13 protein-coding genes and 1 pseudogene are annotated in these 17,214 nt (G+C 70.8%); 8 read left to right on the top strand and 6 right to left on the bottom strand.

All coding sequences use genetic code 11. The features are described 5' to 3' along the window. The coding region (locus ACFU53_RS27975; RefSeq protein ID WP_383998038.1) for a glyceraldehyde-3-phosphate dehydrogenase at positions 1-1,199 on the bottom strand (1,199 nt) is incomplete at its 3' end. A gap of 211 nt (positions 1,200-1,410) precedes the next feature. On the opposite strand from ACFU53_RS27975, the pseudogene ACFU53_RS27980 reads away from it, so the two are divergent. From ACFU53_RS27980 to ACFU53_RS27990, 3 genes and pseudogenes are all read left to right on the top strand, one after another. After that, a pseudogene (locus ACFU53_RS27980) lies at positions 1,411-1,617 on the top strand (sugar-binding domain-containing protein); the annotation flags it as partial. A gap of 190 nt (positions 1,618-1,807) precedes the next feature. Continuing rightward, positions 1,808-2,389, top strand: coding sequence for a glycoside hydrolase family 2 TIM barrel-domain containing protein (locus ACFU53_RS27985; RefSeq protein WP_383998041.1), 582 nt, complete (start codon positions 1,808-1,810; stop codon positions 2,387-2,389). A gap of 48 nt (positions 2,390-2,437) precedes the next feature. Further along, positions 2,438-2,746, top strand: coding sequence for a hypothetical protein (locus tag ACFU53_RS27990; protein WP_383998044.1), 309 nt, complete (start codon positions 2,438-2,440; stop codon positions 2,744-2,746). 25 nt (positions 2,747-2,771) lie between these two features. On the opposite strand, the gene ACFU53_RS27995 is transcribed toward ACFU53_RS27990, so the two are convergent. Then, the gene (locus ACFU53_RS27995) at positions 2,772-5,879 is read right to left on the bottom strand and encodes an AAA family ATPase (RefSeq protein ID WP_383998111.1); all 3,108 of its coding nucleotides are present in this window, start codon (positions 5,877-5,879) and stop codon (positions 2,772-2,774) included. A 254-nt stretch (positions 5,880-6,133) separates the two neighbouring features. Here ACFU53_RS27995 and ACFU53_RS28000 point away from each other — a divergent pair, with 254 nt between their 5' ends. Beyond that, positions 6,134-7,600: a purine-cytosine permease family protein gene (locus ACFU53_RS28000; protein ID WP_383998047.1), complete on the top strand. Its 1,467-nt coding sequence runs from the start codon at positions 6,134-6,136 to the stop codon at positions 7,598-7,600. Beyond that, a complete protein-coding gene (locus tag ACFU53_RS28005) occupies positions 7,597-8,169 on the top strand; it encodes a cysteine hydrolase family protein (protein ID WP_383998050.1) in 573 nt (190 codons plus the stop codon). The genes ACFU53_RS28000 and ACFU53_RS28005 overlap by 4 nt, the downstream gene beginning before the upstream one ends. On the opposite strand, the gene ACFU53_RS28010 is transcribed toward ACFU53_RS28005, so the two are convergent. Continuing rightward, positions 8,145-9,434 (bottom strand): alpha-L-fucosidase, encoded by a 1,290-nt coding sequence (locus tag ACFU53_RS28010; RefSeq protein WP_383998053.1) that lies wholly within the window; start codon positions 9,432-9,434, stop codon positions 8,145-8,147. The genes ACFU53_RS28005 and ACFU53_RS28010 overlap by 25 nt on opposite strands. A 251-nt stretch (positions 9,435-9,685) precedes the next feature. Between ACFU53_RS28010 and ACFU53_RS28015 the strand changes: the two genes are divergently transcribed. The 3 genes from ACFU53_RS28015 (at position 9,686) to ACFU53_RS28025 (ending at position 13,641) form a co-directional block, all read left to right on the top strand. Further along, entirely contained in the window at positions 9,686-12,661 is a 2,976-nt protein-coding gene (locus tag ACFU53_RS28015; protein WP_383998055.1) for a carbohydrate binding domain-containing protein, read from the top strand. A gap of 96 nt (positions 12,662-12,757) precedes the next feature. Next, positions 12,758-13,060 carry a hypothetical protein gene (locus ACFU53_RS28020; RefSeq protein ID WP_383998058.1) on the top strand — a complete coding sequence of 101 codons (303 nt, stop codon included), beginning with the start codon at positions 12,758-12,760 and terminating at the stop codon, positions 13,058-13,060. A gap of 158 nt (positions 13,061-13,218) precedes the next feature. Continuing rightward, positions 13,219-13,641: an SseB family protein gene (locus tag ACFU53_RS28025; RefSeq protein ID WP_383998061.1), complete on the top strand. Its 423-nt coding sequence runs from the start codon at positions 13,219-13,221 to the stop codon at positions 13,639-13,641. Positions 13,642-13,731: 90 nt separating this feature from the next. Here the strand turns inward: ACFU53_RS28025 and ACFU53_RS28030 are convergent, their stop codons facing one another. Genes ACFU53_RS28030 through ACFU53_RS28040 form a run of 3 tightly spaced genes read right to left on the bottom strand, consistent with a single transcriptional unit; the run spans position 13,732 to position 17,179 of the window. Then, positions 13,732-15,051, bottom strand: a complete 1,320-nt coding sequence (locus ACFU53_RS28030) for an FAD-binding oxidoreductase (RefSeq protein ID WP_383998064.1) — start codon at positions 15,049-15,051, stop codon at positions 13,732-13,734. After that, entirely contained in the window at positions 15,048-16,172 is a 1,125-nt protein-coding gene (locus ACFU53_RS28035) for an acyl-CoA dehydrogenase family protein (protein ID WP_383998067.1), read from the bottom strand. The genes ACFU53_RS28030 and ACFU53_RS28035 overlap by 4 nt, the downstream gene beginning before the upstream one ends. Next, positions 16,169-17,179 carry an ABC transporter substrate-binding protein gene (locus tag ACFU53_RS28040; RefSeq protein WP_383998070.1) on the bottom strand — a complete coding sequence of 337 codons (1,011 nt, stop codon included), beginning with the start codon at positions 17,177-17,179 and terminating at the stop codon, positions 16,169-16,171. The genes ACFU53_RS28035 and ACFU53_RS28040 overlap by 4 nt, the downstream gene beginning before the upstream one ends. Between the last annotated feature and the right edge of the window lie 35 nt (positions 17,180-17,214).

The following is a 17,214-nucleotide window of genomic DNA, read 5'->3' on the forward strand; positions in this document are numbered from 1 at the left end:
TAGTCGAGGACCTCCTCGCGGTCGGTCTCACGGCCGAGGCGCAGGCTGAGGATCGCGATCGAGACGTCGGGGACGGGGACGCGGATCGAACTGCCGGTGATCGGCGCCTTCAGGTCGGGCAGCGCCTTGGCGACGGCCGAGGCGGCACCCGTCTCGGTGATGACCATGTTGAGCGGCGCGGAGCGGCCCCGACGGTCGGCCTTGTGGTAGTTGTCCAGCAGGTTCTGGTCGTTGGTGAACGAGTGGACGGTCTCCACGTGACCGCGCAGCACCCCGAACTCGTCGTCCATCGCCTTCAGCGGCGGCACGATCGCGTTGGTGGTGCAGGACGCGCAGGACAGGATCTGCTCGTCCGGCTTGATCGTGTCGTGGTTCACGCCGTGCACGATGTTGGGGACGTCACCCTTGCCGGGCGCGGTCAGCACGACCTTGTCGATGCCGGGACGCAGGTGCGTCGACAGGCCTTCACGGTCGCGCCACTTGCCGGTGTTGTCGATGAGGATGGCGTTCTTGATGCCGTACTCGGTGTAGTCGACCTCGGACGGGTCGCCCGCGTAGATCACCTTGATCTCGTTGCCGTTGGCGTTGATCGTGCTGTTCGCCTCGTCGACCGTGATCGTGCCCTGGAACTGGCCGTGGATGGAGTCCCGGCGCAGCAGCGAGGCGCGCTTCACGATGTCCTCTGCGGCCCGCCCACCGCCGCCGCGCACGACGATGGCGCGCAGCCGCAGACCGTTGCCCGAGCCGGCCTTCTCGATCAGCAGACGGGCCACGAGGCGGCCGATGCGGCCGAAGCCGTAGAGGACGACGTCACGTCCTTCGCCGCCCTCGATCTTGTTGGCTCCCGTGGCGCCGGCGACGGCCTCGGCCGTGAACTCCGCGATCGACAGACCGCGGTCGTCGGCCCGGTAGGTCGCGGCGAGCATGCCGATGTCGATCTGGGAGGGTCCGAGGTCGAGCGTGGTGAGGGCCTGCAGGAACGGCAGGGTGTCGGTGACCGAGAGCTCCTCACCGGCGATCTGGCGGGCGAATCGGTGGGTCTTCAGGATGCTGACCACCGACTTGTTCACCAAGGAGCGGCTGTGCAGCAGGACCGTCACGTCCCGCTCACGGTGCAGCTTCCCGATGATCGGGATCATCGACTCCGCGATCTCCTCGCGGTTCTTCCATTGGGTGAACGAGTCCTCGTTGACAGTCACAGATTTATCTTTCGAGCTAGGCGGCGCTCATATGCTAACCACCCTGCTCGGAGGAGACGCACCGAGGGGGTGGACATCACGCCCGACCCCTGGCGTCGCAGCCGTACCGCTCTACTCCTGTCATGTCTATGCCAGTTCAGCATTCTGCTTGAAGTTCGACATACCGAATTCATGTGGAGGGTGAGAGGGATGACGACGACCGCAACGGCGTATGACGACTTCGAGGTGGGGCCGTCGGCCGACGGGCGGGTCACATATCGAGCTGCGGTTCGACGGGGTGTACCAGAACGCGGACGTCTGGCTGAACGGGAAGCACCTCGGATTCCATCCCGACGGCTACACGTCCTTCGCCTACGGCCTGACCCCGCACCTCGATCCGACGGGCGCGAACGTGCTCGCCGTCCGCGTCGACAACAGCGGCCGCAACAGCAGCCGCTGGTACGCGGGCTCGGGGATCTACCGGCACGCGTGGCTGACGGTGACCGGCCCCGTGCGCAGCCCCCTCTGCGGCGTGCACGTGACGACACCCGAGGTGAGCACCGGCCGGTCGGTCGCCCGCGCCGAAGGTGTCGGTCGCGAACCTCGGGGCGCGGCCCTCGTCGTCGGCCGTGCGTGTGACGGTCCTCGACCCGCGCGGAAGGACCGTGGCCGTCCGCCGGGCGCCCGCGCGGAGCGTCGAGCCGGGCGCGACGGCCGTCTCGGCGCTCGACCTCCCGGTCAAGCGGCCGGCGCTGTGGTCCATGGACGCCCCGAACCTCTACACCGCTCGCGCCGAGGTACTCGTCGACGGCGAGGTCGTCGACGCGGTGACCACCACCTTCGGGATCCGCTCCCTGGCGTGGAACGGCGAGGCCGGCCTCCTGCTCTACGGCGAGCCGGGCAAGGTGGTGGACGGCAACGTCCACCACGACCACGGCCCGATGGGCGCCGTCGCACTCGACCGCTCGGAGGAACGCCGCGTCGAGATCCTCAAGGAGGCCGGCTTCAACTCGATCCGTACGGCCCACAACCCGCCGACCCCGGCCCTGCTCGACGCCTGCGACCGACTGGGCGTGCTGGTGATGGACGAGTTCTTCAAGGTGTGGGACACCGGAAAGAACCCCGACGACCACTCGGTGCACTTCGCCGCATGGTGGGAGCAGGACCTGACGAGCACGGTCCTCAGGGACCGCAACCACCCCAGCGTGTGATGTGGTCGCTGGGCAACGAGATCACCGACCGGACCAACGGCCACCGGGGTGCCCAACCGGCGGCGCTGCTGCGCACCCTCGACACCACCCGACCCGTCACCCTGGGCGGCGGCTCCACCCATTCGCCGGACGACCCGTCCTGGAACTACGTCGACATCGGCGACGTCGGTCGGCGTCGGCAACGGCAACCCGCACAACGTCGACAGCTTCAAGCGACCCGCCCGCTGGACCTGGCACGGCAAGGCCCTGGTGATCCTCCGCCCGGCGAAGCGGCCGGGCCGCCTCACCCTCACCGCGACATCCTCGGGCCTGCGTCCGGCGACCCTCGCGCTACCGGTCCGACGCCGGCGCTCATGAAGAGCCGGCCGGACCGTCACCATGACTACGCGCCGCCGTCACCCAGTTCGCCACGGACCTGCAAAGCGGCCAGCGCGGCCCGCGAGGTGACGCCCGTCTTGCGGTAGATGCGGGATAGGTGGGTCTCTACCGTACGCGGGCTGATGAAGAGCCGCTCGGCGATGGCGGGACTGGTCAGGCCCTTCGCGACGAGGGCGGCGATCTCCCGCTCTCGCGGGGACAGCACGGCCAGTTCCACGGAGGTCGCTTCCTGCGACGGCGTGCCAGCGTCTGCGCCCACACCCGCACCTGCGCCTGGATTCGGCCCTGCGCCCGCACCCGGCCCTGCGCCCGCACCCGGCCCTGCGCCCGCACCCGGCCCTGCGCCCGCACCCGGCCCTGCGCCCGCACCCGGCCCTGCGTCCGGACCTACACCCGCACCCGGACCTACACCCGCACCCGGACCTACACCCGCGCCCGGACCCGCACCCGCGGGTGAGCCCGCACCCGCGGGTGAGCCCGCACCCGGCTCCCCGCCCGCCGTCTCCGTTTCGACGAAGACGGCCGGGCGGATCGCGTCCGCGAGGCCGGCCAGCAGGTGGGCTTCGCCCTCGGTGCTCAGCCGCAGGGCGCGCTCCCACATGGCGCGGGCGCGGGCCGTGCGCCCCGCCGACGCGGTCAGGGGCGCGCCCATCAGCAGGGTCTGCGCCTCCCACAACCGGCCCCCGCCCCGGGCCGTCTCCTGGACGGCCTGTTCGAACAGGTCGGCCGCGGCCGCGACATCACCGTCGGCCAGCGGCACATGCGCCCGGCTGCGCAACGCGGACGCCCGTTGCGCCACGAGACCGAGCCGCTCCGCCTCCTTGCGGGCGCGGTCCGCCCAGTGCCGGGCCTCGTCGTGGTCCCCGGCGACGACGGCGGCGGTGACCAGGATCTCGATGAACAGCGGCCGCATGCTCGGCTGCAGACCGCTGAGGTCCTCCCCGCCTGCCCGGAGCACGGCGGCCCGGGCCCGCGCCGGATCACCGGCGTGGAGCGCGGCGTACCCGAGCATGCACCAGGCGATGGACGCCCACCAGCGGGTGCTGGAACCGGCCCGCGCGACGGCCTCCTCGGCGACGGCCAACGCACCGCCGTCGCCCGGCGGGAGCGCGGGGATCAGCGCCTGGGCCTTGGACGCCAGCACGAAGGCGAGCAACTCGTCGCTGCCGATGCCCCGGGCGATCGTCTCCGCCTCCTCGGCGAGTTCGACGGCCGGCCCCAGCCGCAGCGTCATGACCTGGATGTGGGACCGGCACAGCAGCAGATGCGGCACCACATAGAGCAGGCCGCCCCGGCGGGCGACGGCGAGCCCGCGCTCGGCATGCCGTTCGGCGTCGGCGTACCGTTCGAGAAAGGCCTCCGCCCAGCTGAGCCGGGCCAGCGGTTCACACAGGCCTGCGAGATCCTGGTCGGTGAGGGAGTCGATGAGTGCGGCGGCCCGGTCGGCGGCGTCGGCGGCGATCACCGTGTTGCCCTCGTACGCCTCCCCGAGCGCGGTGACGGCGAGTGCGCCCGCCTCCGCGACCTCGTCGCCCAGCGACCGGGCCAGCTCCAGGGTGCGGGCCACGTCGTCGCGTACGTCCGGGTAGGAGCTGGCGTGCGGGGCGGACGAGCCCAGTTCCAGGCCGAGTTGGATGGTCTCGGCGGGGGAGAGGTCGGCGCCCCGGGCCAGTTCGCGGCGCAGCAGGGCTATGGCCTCCGCGTACCGGCCGAGGTGGCGCTCCATGACCGCGCACAGGGTGACGGCCGAGGCACGTACGCCGTCGTCGGTGCCCGGCGGCGACAGGCTGATCACCTCGTGCAGCAGGTCCCGGCTCTCCCGCAGCCCGCCGCAGGCGCCGAGCGCCTCGGCCCGCCGCAGCATGAGCTCGCGGCGCGCCGCCCCGTGTGCCGGCCGCTCGGGCAGGTGCGTGAGGGCGACGCCCAACCAGTGGGCGCTGCTCGCGGGTGCGGTCGCGGCGGCCTGCTGGGCGGCCTCGGTGAGGACGGTCACGGCGTATGGGTCCCAGCCGGTCAGCGACCGCTCGACGTGGTGCGCCCGCTCGGTGACCGGCGCCCCGACCCGGGCCAGTTCGGCCGCCGCGAGATGGTGCATACGGGTGCGCAGCGTGGGATCGGTGGTGTCGTGGACGAGGGCCCGCAGCACTGGATGCCGCAGTGCCCAGCGGCCGTCGGGCCCCGGCCGCGCGAGATCACGGGCGGTCAACTCCCGGAAGTCCGCGTCGAGTTCGCTTTCGAGGCGGCCGGTGACGGCTGCCACCAACGCGGGTGCCGCGTGGTCGCCGAGCACGGCCACGGCCTGGACCGTCCCGCGCTGGCTGTCGGTGAGCGGGGTCAGCTCGTCCAGGAGCAGCGAGCTGAGCCCCGCGGGTCTGCCCGCTTGGAGCAGTGCGAGGAAGTACAGGGGGTTGCCCTCGCTGGCCGTGTACAGCTCGGCGGCGAGACCGGCCGGCCGGTCGGGGGCGAGCGCCGCAAGACAGGCGCTCCGGTCCAGGGGGCCGAGTTCGAGACGCAGCACCGTCCCGGCCTCCACGCCCCGGGTGAGCGAGGCGGCGAGCCGGGGCGAGGTCTGCCGTTCGCGGCGCGCCACCACGATCACCACGGGGGCGCGCCGCGGCGGGTGCCGTACGAGATGGTCGAGCAGTTCCAGGGACGCCGGATCCGCCCAGTGCACGTCGTCGAGGGCCACCACGAGGCCGTTGCCGGTCCGCGCGATCCGGGCGAGGAAGGCCGCCGCCGCGCGTTGCAGGGCGAAACGGTCCATGGTGTGGACCTCGGCGAGCGGCGAGGGTATCCCGGTCTCGATGTCGAGGTCCGCGAGGGCGTCGGCGAGGGGCTGGTAGGGCAGATGCTGCTCGTACTCGGTCGCCCGGCCGCGCAGCACCGTCATGCCCCGGTCCCGCGCCCGCGCGCAGAACTCCGACACCAGCCTGCTCTTGCCGATGCCCGCCGCGCCGGTGACATCGACGACCGTCGACCCGTGGCCGTTCACCGTGGGCGCGTGGCCGGTCACAGTCGGCGCGTGGCCGGTCGCCGTCGCCCCTTGGCCGGTCCCCGTCAGCCCGTCGAGCACCTCGGTGAGCCGTGCCAGCTCGGTCTCCCGGCTCACCAGCGGAGCCACGTCCCACGGCAATGCGATTCCCCCCGAAGCCGGCCCCAGACCGTCCCGGGGCCAATCCGGAGGTTCCTGATCGCGAACCTCCGGCCGATTCTCGAAGATTGTACGTAGGTCCCGACATGTGGGCGCCCGCTCTCCGCACCCGTACGAGTGCCACCTTGACGCCCCTGACCGGCGCACCTAGGTTCCCCTCGACGCGATCAGCATGACCGGACGGACAGGTCCGCGATCAGACAGGCAGGTCGACGATGACGGACTCCGACGCCCGCGACGGCAGCGCCGCCGTCCGACCGCTCCAGGTGGAGACCCACGGCCTGGACGTGATCGGCGACGCCGACCGCAAGGGCACCCCACGCACCCTCTTCTGGCCCTGGTTCGGCGCCAACGTCTCCATCCTCGGCATGAGTTACGGTGCCTTCGCGCTCGGCTTCGGCATCTCCTTCCGGCAGGCCCTGGCCGCCGGAGTCGTCGGCATCGTCTTCTCGTTCCTGCTCTGCGGCTTCGTCGCGGTCGCCGGCAAACGCGGTTCGGCCCCGACGATGGTGCTCAGCCGCGCCGCGTACGGGGTGCGCGGCAACCGGCTGCCCGCGGTCGTCTCCTGGCTGCTCACGGTCGGCTGGGAGACCGTACTGTGCGCGCTCGCCACCATGGCCACCGCCACCGTCTTCCGCCGCCTCGGCACGGGCGGCGGCACCGGGACCAAGGTGATGGCCCTCGTCCTGGTCGCCTCACTGGTCGTGGTGGTCGGCGTGATGGGCTTCGACCTGATCATGCGGTTCCAGACCGTCGTCACCGTGGTCACCGGAGTGCTGACGGTCGTCTACGTCGCGCTCGTCGCCGACCACATCCACTGGTCCGCCGTCAGCGCCGTACCGGCCGGTTCCGCCCAGGAGTTCATCGGCGCCCTCGTCTTCCTGATGACCGGCTTCGGCCTCGGCTGGGTCAACGCAGCGGCCGACTACTCCCGCTATCTGCCGCGCGACTCCTCCGGCCGGGGCGTCGTCGGCTGGACCACCTTCGGCGCCTCGCTCGCCCCGCTGCTCCTGCTGGTCTTCGGTCTGCTCCTCGCGGGCTCCTCCGCCGACCTCGACGAAGCCATCGCCCTCGACCCGATCGGCGCGCTGACCACGCTCCTGCCCACCTGGTTCCTGGTCCCGTTCGCCGCCGTCGCCGTGTTCGGCCTGGTCGGCGGCGCCGTCCTCGACATCTATTCCTCCGGCCTCGCCCTCCTCGCGGCCGGTCTGCGCGTACCGCGCCCCCTGGCGGCACTCGTCGACGGTGTGCTGATGATCGCGGGCGCCGTCTACATCGTGTTCTTCGCCGACGACTTCCTCGGCCCCTTCATCGGCTTCCTCACCACCCTCGGTGTCCCCATCGCCGCCTGGTGCGGCGTCATGCTCGCCGACCTCATGCTGCGCCGCCGTGACTACACCGAGGCCGACCTGTTCCGCCCGAACGGCCGCTACGGCGACATCCCGCCCGGCCCCCTCCTCCTCACCCTCGCCGCCACCGCCCTCGGCTGGGGCCTCGTCACCAACTCCACCGCGGGCTGGCTCGACTGGCAGGGCTATCTGCTCGGCCCCCTCGGCCTCGGCGGCAAGACCGGCGACTGGGCCTACGCCAACCTGGGCGTCCTGCTCGCCCTGGCGGTCGGCTTCCTCGGCACGCTGCTCCTGTCGCGGAGGCGGGTACGGGCGCAGGAGGGACGAGCTTGAACACGCTTGCCTCGCCGGGCCTGCTCGCCGTCATCGACATGCAACGCGTGTTCGCCGAGCCCGACAGCCCCTGGGCGGCCCCGCGCTTCGACGAGGCCGCGGCAGGCGTACGACATCTGCTGCCGGCCTTCGACGAACGGGTGGTGTTCACCCGTTTCATCGCCCCGGCGCGGCCGGAGGGCGCCTGGCGGGCGTACTACGACCAGGCGCCCTTCGCGCTGCGGCCACCCGACGCACGCCTGTGGCAACTGGTCGACGAACTCGCCGACGAGGCAAGGGACTTGGTCGACGCCCCGACCTTCGGCAAATGGGGCCCGGAGCTGGCCGCCCGCCTGGGAACGGACGGGCGGCTGGTCCTGGCCGGGGTCAGCACCGACTGCTGTGTGCTGTCCACCGCCCTTGCCGCTGCCGACGCGGGCGTCGAGGTGCTGGTGGTCGCCGACGCCTGCGCGGGAGCGGACGACGAGTCGCACGCCAAGGCCCTGCATGTGCTGGACCTGTACCGGCCGCTCGTCCGGGTCGTGACCGTCGACGAGGTCCTCGGTCAGTCGCGGCCCGAACCCCGGTAGAGGTCCAGCTCCCCGTCCAGCTCCAGGGCGAGCACGGTCGCGTACGGGTCGAGGTCGGCCTCTTCGGGGGCGTCGATCCAGGTCACGCCAGGTACGGCGTCCAGGCCGCCGATCACCCGACGGCCCAGCTCGGTGCCCGTGCCGAGGACGGTGACCTTCTTGACGGGATTGCGCAGCCCCCGCACCGCCACGGACTCGCGCGGCACGTCGAAGCACGTCAGATACAGGGTGCGCCGGTCGGCGGAGAGGGTGCTGGGGCCGTAGTGGTGCCCGGCGGGCAGCCCGGCGACCGTCCCGTACACGGCCTCGGAGTGCCGCCCGATCCACGCGCCGAGCCCTTCCAGCCGCTCGACCTGCTCGGCGGGGATCGTCCCGTCCGCCCTCGGCCCGACGTCCAGCAGCAGATTGCCGCCCATGCCGATCGTCTCGGCGAAGTAACGCACCAGCTGCCGCACCGACTTGTAGTTGTGGTCCGTGTGCTGGAAACCCCATGAGTCGTTGATGGTCAGGCACAACTCCCAGGGCCCGTCGGGTGATTCGAGCGGCACCCCCTGCTCCGGGGTGGCGTAGTCGCCGTGGCTGAGCATGCGGGCGTTCAGAATGGTGTCCGGGTTCTCCGCGAGGATCAGCTCGGCCAGCTCCCGTATTCGCCACTGCTGTTCGGTGCGCTCCCACTCGCCGTCGAACCACAGCAGATCGGGGCGGAACCGCTCGGCCAGCTCGCCGACCTGGCCGTCCCGGTAGGCGAGGTAGCGGTCCCAGGCCGCCGGGTCCTCCTCGCCGTGCGCGGCGTGCGAGTAGGGGTTGGCGTCGTTGCCGCCCGGGTGCTGGTCCGTCCACTGGTCGATCTCGGGGTGGCGGATGCTGGCGTAGTCCGGGTGGTTCCAGTCGGAGTGCGAGTAGTAGAGGCCCACCTTGAGGCCATGCTCGCGCAGCGCGTCGACGTATCCGGCGATCAGATCCCGGCCCGCAGGGGTGCGCCGGACGACGCTCAGGTCGCCCTGGGCGGTGTCCCACAGGGCGACGCCGTCGTGGTGGCGTGCGGTGAGCACCGCGTACTTGGCACCTACCCGGGCGAACAACCCGGCCCAGGCCGCGGGGTCGTACGCGGACGCGGTGAAGCCGTCGAGCTGTTTCATGTACTGCTCGTGCGTCACCTCGCCCCAGTAGAAGGACCAGGACTCCGGCACCCCGTCCACGGCGTAGATGCCGTAGTGGATGAAGATGCCCAGCTTGGCGGCGGGAAACCAGGGTTGCATGGTCATACGGCCACGCTAGGCGCAGGGCCCTGGCGGGCGCGTGGGCGCCGGTCACCACCACTGGTTCATTTTCACCCCGAGACGCTTTGGTGATTCATCCGCCGCGCGATCCCTTTACGTGGCTGTCATGTCCCTGTAGCTTCCGCGCTGCAAGGAGTTTCAGGAAATTGCCGGTTCTTCTTGCAGATCGCCCTGCGGTCAACTCCCCACATCCCGACCCGTATTGGAGGCGCCATGAGCCCGCACCGGAGACGCCCATGAGGCGTACACCCCACTACCGGCTGCGACGCCCCTCGATGGCGTTCCTGGTGGCGACCGGCCTGCTCGGCACGCTCGCGGTAGTCCCGGAAGCCAGTTCTGCCCCCATGGAGCGGACCGCCGCCGAGGCCAACACGGCGACCGTTTTCTACTACACGAAGACCAAGAACTGGTCCTCCACCTACCTCCACTACGCCCCCGACGGCGGCTCCTGGACCACCGTGCCCGGCACCGGGATGGAGACCGCCTGCACGGACTGGGTGAAGAAGACCGTCGACCTCGGCACGGCCACCGGTCTGGCGGCCACCTTCAACAACGGCAACGGCACCTGGGACAACAACGGCGGCGCCAACTACGCCCTCGGCACGGGCAGTATCACCGTCAAGGACGGGGTCGTCGCCCACAGCGACCCCTGCGCCGGCACCGACCCGGTCGAGGGCAACAAGGCGACCGTCTACTACTCGACCGCGGCGACCGGCTGGACCACCTCCAACATCCACTACGCGCCCACCGGCGGCTCCTGGACGACCGCGCCCGGCGTGGGCATGGAATCCGCCTGCACCGGCTGGTGGAAGAAGACCCTCGACATCGGCACGGCCACCTCTCTCAAGGCGGCCTTCAACAACGGCAACGGCACCTGGGACAACAACAACAGCGCCGACTACACGATCCCGACCGGTACGACGACGGTGAAGGACCGCACGGTCACCCAGGACGCCAAGAACCCCTGTGCGGCGGAGGAACCCGACACCGAGGCGCCGACCGCCCCCACCAAGGTCACCGCGAGCGCCACCCACACCTCGATCGTCGTGAGCTGGGACGCCTCGACCGACAACAAGGGCGTCACCAAGTACCAGGTCACGCGCACCGGCGGCACCAAGGGCACGACCGTCACCGACATCGGATCAACAGTCCTCTCCGACACGGGACTTGAGGAGAAGACCGCCTACACGTACACGGTGAAGGCGGTGGACGCCGCCGGCAACACCTCGGCCCCCTCCGCCGAAGCCAAGACGACCACCGGCGACACGGCTCCCGAACCCGCCTCCGGCACCCCCCTCGGCACCGACCCCCGCAAGGACCCCATCTACTTCGTCCTCACCGCCCGCTTCTACGACGGCGACGGCTCCAACAACCGGGGCGGCAGCCAGCACACCAAGTCCGGCAACGCGGCCAACGGCGACCCCATGTTCCGGGGCGACTTCAAGGGCCTGGTCGACAAACTCGACTACATCAAGGCGCTCGGCCTCTCGGCGGTGTGGATCACGCCGGTGGTCCTGAATCGCTCCGACTACGACTACCACGGCTATCACGGCTACGACTTCTACGAGGTGGATCCGCGTCTGGAGTCGGCCGGGGCCTCGTACCAGGACCTGATCAACGCGGCCCACGCCAAGGGCATGAAGATCTACCAGGACGTCGTCTACAACCACAGCTCCCGCTGGGGCGCCAAGGGCCTGTTCGCACCGACGGTGTACGGCGTCCGGGACTCCCAGTGGAGCTGGTACTACGACGAGAGGAACGAGGGCTTCGAGTACGACGGCCTGACCGTCGAGCCCAAGTCCGGGAAGTCGTACTACAACGGCGACATGTGGTCGACGGCCGAGCCGACCGGCAACACCTGTGTCAACTGGGGCAAGCCCACCGGCGGCAAGAGCGCCGAAGGGTACACGCTCTACAACTGTCAGTGGCCGAGCCCCACTTCGGGCATGTTCCCCAAGGTGTACTACCACCAGTGCTGGATCGGGAACTGGGAGGGCGAGGACGCCCGCTCCTGCTGGCTGCACGAGGACCTCGCCGACTTCAACACCGAGAACACGGCTGTCCAGAACTACCTGATCGGCGCTTACGACAAGTACATCGACATGGGCGTCGACGGCTTCCGCCTCGACACGGCCGTCCACATCCCGCGCGTCACCTGGAACCGCCGCTTCCTGCCCGCCATCCAGGAACGGGTCACCCAGAAGTTCGGCGCGGAGGCCGCGAAGAACTTCTTCGTCTTCGGCGAGGTGGCGGCCTTCGTCAACGACAAGTGGAACCGGGGCTCGGTCAACCACTCGGCGCAGTTCTACACCTGGAAGGAGCGCAAGGAGTACAGCGCCGACGACGAGAAGGCGGCCCTCGAGCAGTTCGACTACGAGAACGGCCTCGGCACCGGCAACCAGCCGACGTCCACCAACGCCTTCCTGAACGGGAACAGCTATCACACACCGGACCACAGCCGGTTCTCCGGGATGAACGTCATCGACATGCGCATGCACATGAACTTCGGCGACGCGCAGAACGCCTACGGCAACGGCAAGGACTCCGACGACAGCGTCAACGACGCCACGTACAACGTGGTCTACGTCGACAGCCACGACTACGGCCCCAACAAGTCGAGCAACCGCTACAGCGGCGGCACCGACGCCTGGGCCGAGAACATGGCCCTGATGTGGACCTTCCGCGGCATCCCGACGCTGTACTACGGCTCGGAGATCGAGTTCCAGAAGGGCCAGAAGATCGACTGCGGGCCGACGTGCCCGCTCGCCACAACCGGACGCGCCTACTACGGCGACCATCTCACCGGATCCGTCACCGCCCCCGACTTCGGCAAGGTCGACTCGGCGAGCGGCCAGGTCGCCACCACCCTGTCCCAGCCGCTGGTCAAGCACCTTCAGCGACTCAACCAGATCCGCCGAGCGATCCCCGCCCTGCAGATGGGCCAGTACTCCACCGACGGCATCAGTGGCCAGATGGCGTTCAAACGCCGCTACACCAGTGGTTCGACCGACAGCTTCGCCCTCGTCACCGTCACCGGCGGCGCCACCTACACCGGTATCCCGAACGGCACCTACCGGGACGCCGTCACCGGCGACGTGAAGGCCGTCTCCAACGGCACGCTGAGCGTCGGGGCACCCGGCAAGGGCAATCTGCGGGTGTACGTGCTCAACGGGCCCGGCAAGATCGGCGGCGACGGTCCGTACCTGAAGTGAGCGCTACTTGGCGTCATCCGATGGGTCCACCGAGGCCCCGCCGGGAGTTGAAGCACCTGTGTCACACACCGACGTCCCCACACGTCCGGAGACACAGTGATCGCCGTTCCCGAACCGGACCTCACCGAACGTGAACTCGTGGAGCGGGCCGTGACACTGCGGCCCGCTCTGCTCGAACGGCAGTCACAGACCGAGGAGTCGCCCCCCGAGAAGCCCGACGACCCACCCGGCCCGTTCGTGGTGTTCTTCGCCCCGCGCTATGAGCGGATGCAGCGCTGTTTCCGGGACGCGGCCACGTCCTGGACCCACGTCGGAGCGAACATGGCCGAGCCCCTGGCCAGGCGCGTCGGCCGCGACCGCCTCGGCCACCCCTCGGACGACATCGCCCTCATCCCCTGACCCCCGATCCCCGCCCTCCTGATCCCCTTCAGCCCCGCGAAACTCACATGCATCGGTCAGGCACAGGAATGCCCGCGCCCCTGTCGGGTACGCGAGGGAAACGCGCCCGGGACGGACGCCGTCCCGGCGGCCTTTTCCATCACTACCTGGGATCTTCCATGGACATATCCGACAACGGCCACCACGCGCCCCAGGCCGCCACACCGGCCCAGCGCGCGCTGACCGCGCTCGCCTTCGACACCCACGACACGGCCGCGCTGAATACGCTCGCCGACAGTGACGTGCTGATTCCCGTGCCGGACGACGCCGACGAGGCGGCCGTGAGCGATCCGACGGCCGTGGCGCTGCCCGTCCTGGAGCAGCCGGGCGGCGAACAGATCGTGCCGGTCTTCACGTCGGAACCCGCGATGGCCGAACTCCTGCCCTATGTGTCGCGCTACCGTCTGGTCCCCCTGGGTGCTCTCGCCTCCCAGTGGCCGGCCGACGCCGACCTGTCCCTCACCATCGACGCGGGCTCCCCGCACGGCCTCACCCTCGACGCCCACGACGTGGGCACCCTGCTGGGAGGACACGGGATCTGACCCGCACGAACAACGGACGAGGACACGGACGAGGACAACGGACGAGGACAACGGACGAAACAACGGACGAGGGAACGGCCCCCACGGCCCTCACAGCCCCTTGCCGGGGTTGAGGATCCCGTGCGGGTCGAACACCTCCTTGATCCGTCGCTGCAGCCCGTGGGCGGCGGGCCCCAGCTCCTCGGCCACCCACTGCCGCTTCAGCACCCCCACCCCGTGCTCCCCGGTCAGCGTGCCGCCCAGCCGCAGGGCCAGCGCGAAGATCTCGCCCGCCGCCTCCCAGGCGGCGTCCGGCAGCTCCCGCAGCGCCGGGTCCACGACGACGATCGGGTGGAGGTTGCCGTCGGCCGCGTGCGCGATCGTGAACACCGGCACGTCGTGCCGTACGGAGATCGCGCGGATCTCCCGGACCGCCTCCGCGAGACGGGAGCGCGGCACCACGATGTCCTCGATCAGTGGCCGCCCCAGCCGCTCCAGCGCGGGCAGCGCCAGTCGCCGCGCGGCCAGCAGGGACTCCGCCTCGACCCGGTCGCAGGTCGTCTCCACCGTCGCCGCCAGCGGCGCGACCACCCGGGCGACCGCCTCGGCCTCCACGGCAGCCCCCACCCCGTCGCACTGCACCACCAGCAGGGCCGCGCCCCGCTCCCGCAGCGCCGGATCGATCGCGTGCAGCACCGGCCCGTCGACCAGCTCCGCGAGCGCCGGCACGACACCGGCCCGCTGGATCGCGTACGAGGCCTCGGCCGCCGCCTCGAAGGTGTCGAAGTACGCGGCGAGCGTGGCCGTCGCCAGCGGCACGGGCCGCAGCCGCAGCGTCGCCGACGTGATCACCGCGAGAGTGCCCTCCGACCCGGTGAGCAGGGCCGTCAGGTCGTAGCCGGTGACCCCCTTGACCGTACGGCGGCCCGTGCGCACCACCGTGCCGTCCGCGAGCACCGCCTCCAGACCCAGCACGCTGTCCCGGGTCACCCCGTACTTGGCGCAGCGCAGCCCGCCCGCGTACCGCAGACCGTGCTCACCCGCTGCCCGGTCCAGCTCGGCGGTGATCACACCGGGTTCGACGACCGCGAGCTGGTCGTCCGCCGACAGCTCCAGGATCCGGTTCATCCCGCAGAGGTCCAGGACGAGCGATCCCTCGCCCGCGCCGGCCCCGCCCGACAGGCCGGTGCCGGCGCCGCGCGGCACCACCGGCACCCGCAGGGCGTGCGCATGCCGCAGGGTCACGGTGACGTCCTCGGTCCGCCGGGCGTGCACCACGGCCAGCGGACCCCCGACCGGCCGGGCACCGGAGCGGTCGGTGGTGTACGCGGCGAGCGCGGCCGGGTCGGTGGTGAGCCGGTCGAGCGGCAGATCGCGGGCGAGCAGCCCGAGGAGCCGCGCCGACACGGTCGTCTCCGGCGCCGCCGTCACAGGCCCAGCGCCTTCGCCCCGATCGCCGACAGCGCGATGTCGGCCTGCGGCGCGTGCACCGGCGCGCACTGGATGTCCCGGAAGTGACGCTCCAGCGGATTGCCCCGCGCCAGCCCTGGATTGCCGAGCAGCCGCACGGCCAGCTCCACCGCCCGCACTCCGTGCCGGTCCGCCAACACCCGTGCTCCCAGGGCCTGTTCGGGCGGGTACGAGGAGTCGCCCGCGTCGACCTTCGCCGCACCCCCGAACACCAGCTCCTCGGCCGCCGTCAGCAGCACCTCGATCTCCCCGGCGGCCGCCCGGAAGCGTTCCGTACGGGCCACCGGATGCCCGAGATTGGCGGGCACCCGCTCGTGGGCGAACGTGTGGAAGAACGCCTGCGCGGCCCGCGCCACACCCAGGTACAGCGCGGCCAGCGGGAGATGGACCGCCGCGCCCGCCCGGTTGTCCTGCTCGGCGGCGGGTCCGTACGGCGCGAGCCCGATGACATGCTCGTACGGCACCTCCACCTCATGGAACGTCACGTCGTGACTGCCGCTGGCCCGCAACCCCAACTGGTCCCAGTTTCCGGCGATCTCAATGCCGCACGAGCCGCCGGGCACCAGGAACGTGCCCACGCGTGGCTCGGCCTCGTCGGTGGTCGCCCACACCAGGAACCAGCCCAGCCCCTCCGCACCCGTCACGAAGCGCTTGACGCCGCTGACCGCCCAGCCGTCGCCCGTACGCCGGGCACGTGTCGCGGGGAGCCCGCCCCGGGCGGGGGACCCCAACTCGGGCTCCACACGAGCGTGGTTGATCAGCACCGGCCGCTCCTCGGACTCCTTGAGGACCCGCCCGTACAACTCCTCCGGCCAGTGCGGCTGCGCGGCCTGGCGGGCGTGCGCGACGAGCGTCATCGCCGAGATCAGCGCGACGGACGGATCGCCCTGCCCGAGCGCGTGCAGGATGCGGGCCGTCTCCTCCAAGCCCGCGCCCCGGCCGCCGTACCGCTCCCCGACAGTCGCCGTGAGCAGTCCGGCCGCATGCGCGACCTGGAGGGACTCGGCGGGGAAGTGCCCGGCCCGGTCGTACCCGGGTGCCAGCTCGGCGAGACGGTGGATCACCTGTCGATGGTTGCTCACAGAACCTTCTTCAGATCGGCGTTCAGTTCGGTCGTCCAGAACGACTTCACGTCCAACTTCCCCTTCAGCTCGCCCAGTTCGGTGAACGCGTCGGCGACCTTCTGCTGCGAGGCGATCGTGTCGTCGCCGACCGTCCGGGCCGCCGTCGGCCGCTGGGCCTGCGCGTCGAGCAGATCCTTCTTCGCCTGGGCGAGGGGCTGGTGCGTGGCCTCGGCGGTGATCTCCGCGAAGCCGTCCTCGTGCCCGTCGCGGACGTACGCGTACGCCCGCGTGATCCGAGCGATCAGATCGGCGACCGCCGCCTTCCGCGCGGGGCTCGTCAGCACGCTCTCCTTGGCCGACCACAGGAAGTTGCCCGACAGGATGTCCTTGCCGGAGCCGACCCTTGTGGCGCCCTGCTGGTGCGCGGTGATGACCGACGTGCCGTAGGAGGCGAAGGCGTCGATGCCGCCGCCGTTGAGGGCGGCGAGGCCGTCGTTGGGCAGCAGCGGCTTGGCGTCGATGTCGGACCACTTCAGGCCCGTCTGCTTCAGTAGTTCGTACAGGAAGTAGTGGGCGGTGGTGTTCTGTACATAGCCGACCTTCTTGCCCTTCAGGCCGGCGATGTCGGTGACCTTCGACCCCTTGGGGACGACGACCTCCTGATTGAGCGTGGCGGCGCGCTGCACGGCGACGACCTTGAAGTTCGGGTCGCCGTCGGCCGCCGCGAAGACCGGCGGGATCTCACTGGAGGACGCCAGATCCAGGGCCCCGGCACGGATCGCCTGAAGCTGCAGGTCACCGCCCTGGAAGAGACTCCACTTGACCTCGTACGGAGTGTCGTCGAGGCCCGCGTACTTGAGGATCGCCTCCTCGTTCTTCCAGCCGGTGGCGCCGACTCTCAGGGTCACGGACGACAGATCGGACGAGGACGACGACGAGGACTCGGCCTCGGCGGAGGAGCCGCACGCCGCAGTGAGCATCAGGAACAGAGCGGCGGCGGACGTGCGCAGGGTGCGCTGGAACATGGGATCTCCATGAGGGTGTCGGTGACCGGTGGAGG

Origin of the sequence: Streptomyces sp. NPDC057474, from assembly GCF_042802555.1 — a bacterium.
GTDB lineage: Bacteria > Actinomycetota > Actinomycetes > Streptomycetales > Streptomycetaceae > Streptomyces.

Bases quoted from the DNA above. Each gene is read 5' to 3' on its own strand.
- ACFU53_RS28000 (WP_383998047.1), top strand. From the start codon at position 6,134: ATGACGGACTCCGACGCCCGCGACGGCAGCGCCGCCGTCCGACCGCTC.
- ACFU53_RS28015 (WP_383998055.1), top strand. From the start codon at position 9,686: ATGAGGCGTACACCCCACTACCGGCTGCGACGCCCCTCGATGGCGTTC.
- ACFU53_RS28025 (WP_383998061.1), top strand. From the start codon at position 13,219: ATGGACATATCCGACAACGGCCACCACGCGCCCCAGGCCGCCACACCG.
- ACFU53_RS28010 (WP_383998053.1), bottom strand. From the start codon at position 9,434: ATGACCATGCAACCCTGGTTTCCCGCCGCCAAGCTGGGCATCTTCATC.
- ACFU53_RS28040 (WP_383998070.1), bottom strand. From the start codon at position 17,179: ATGTTCCAGCGCACCCTGCGCACGTCCGCCGCCGCTCTGTTCCTGATG.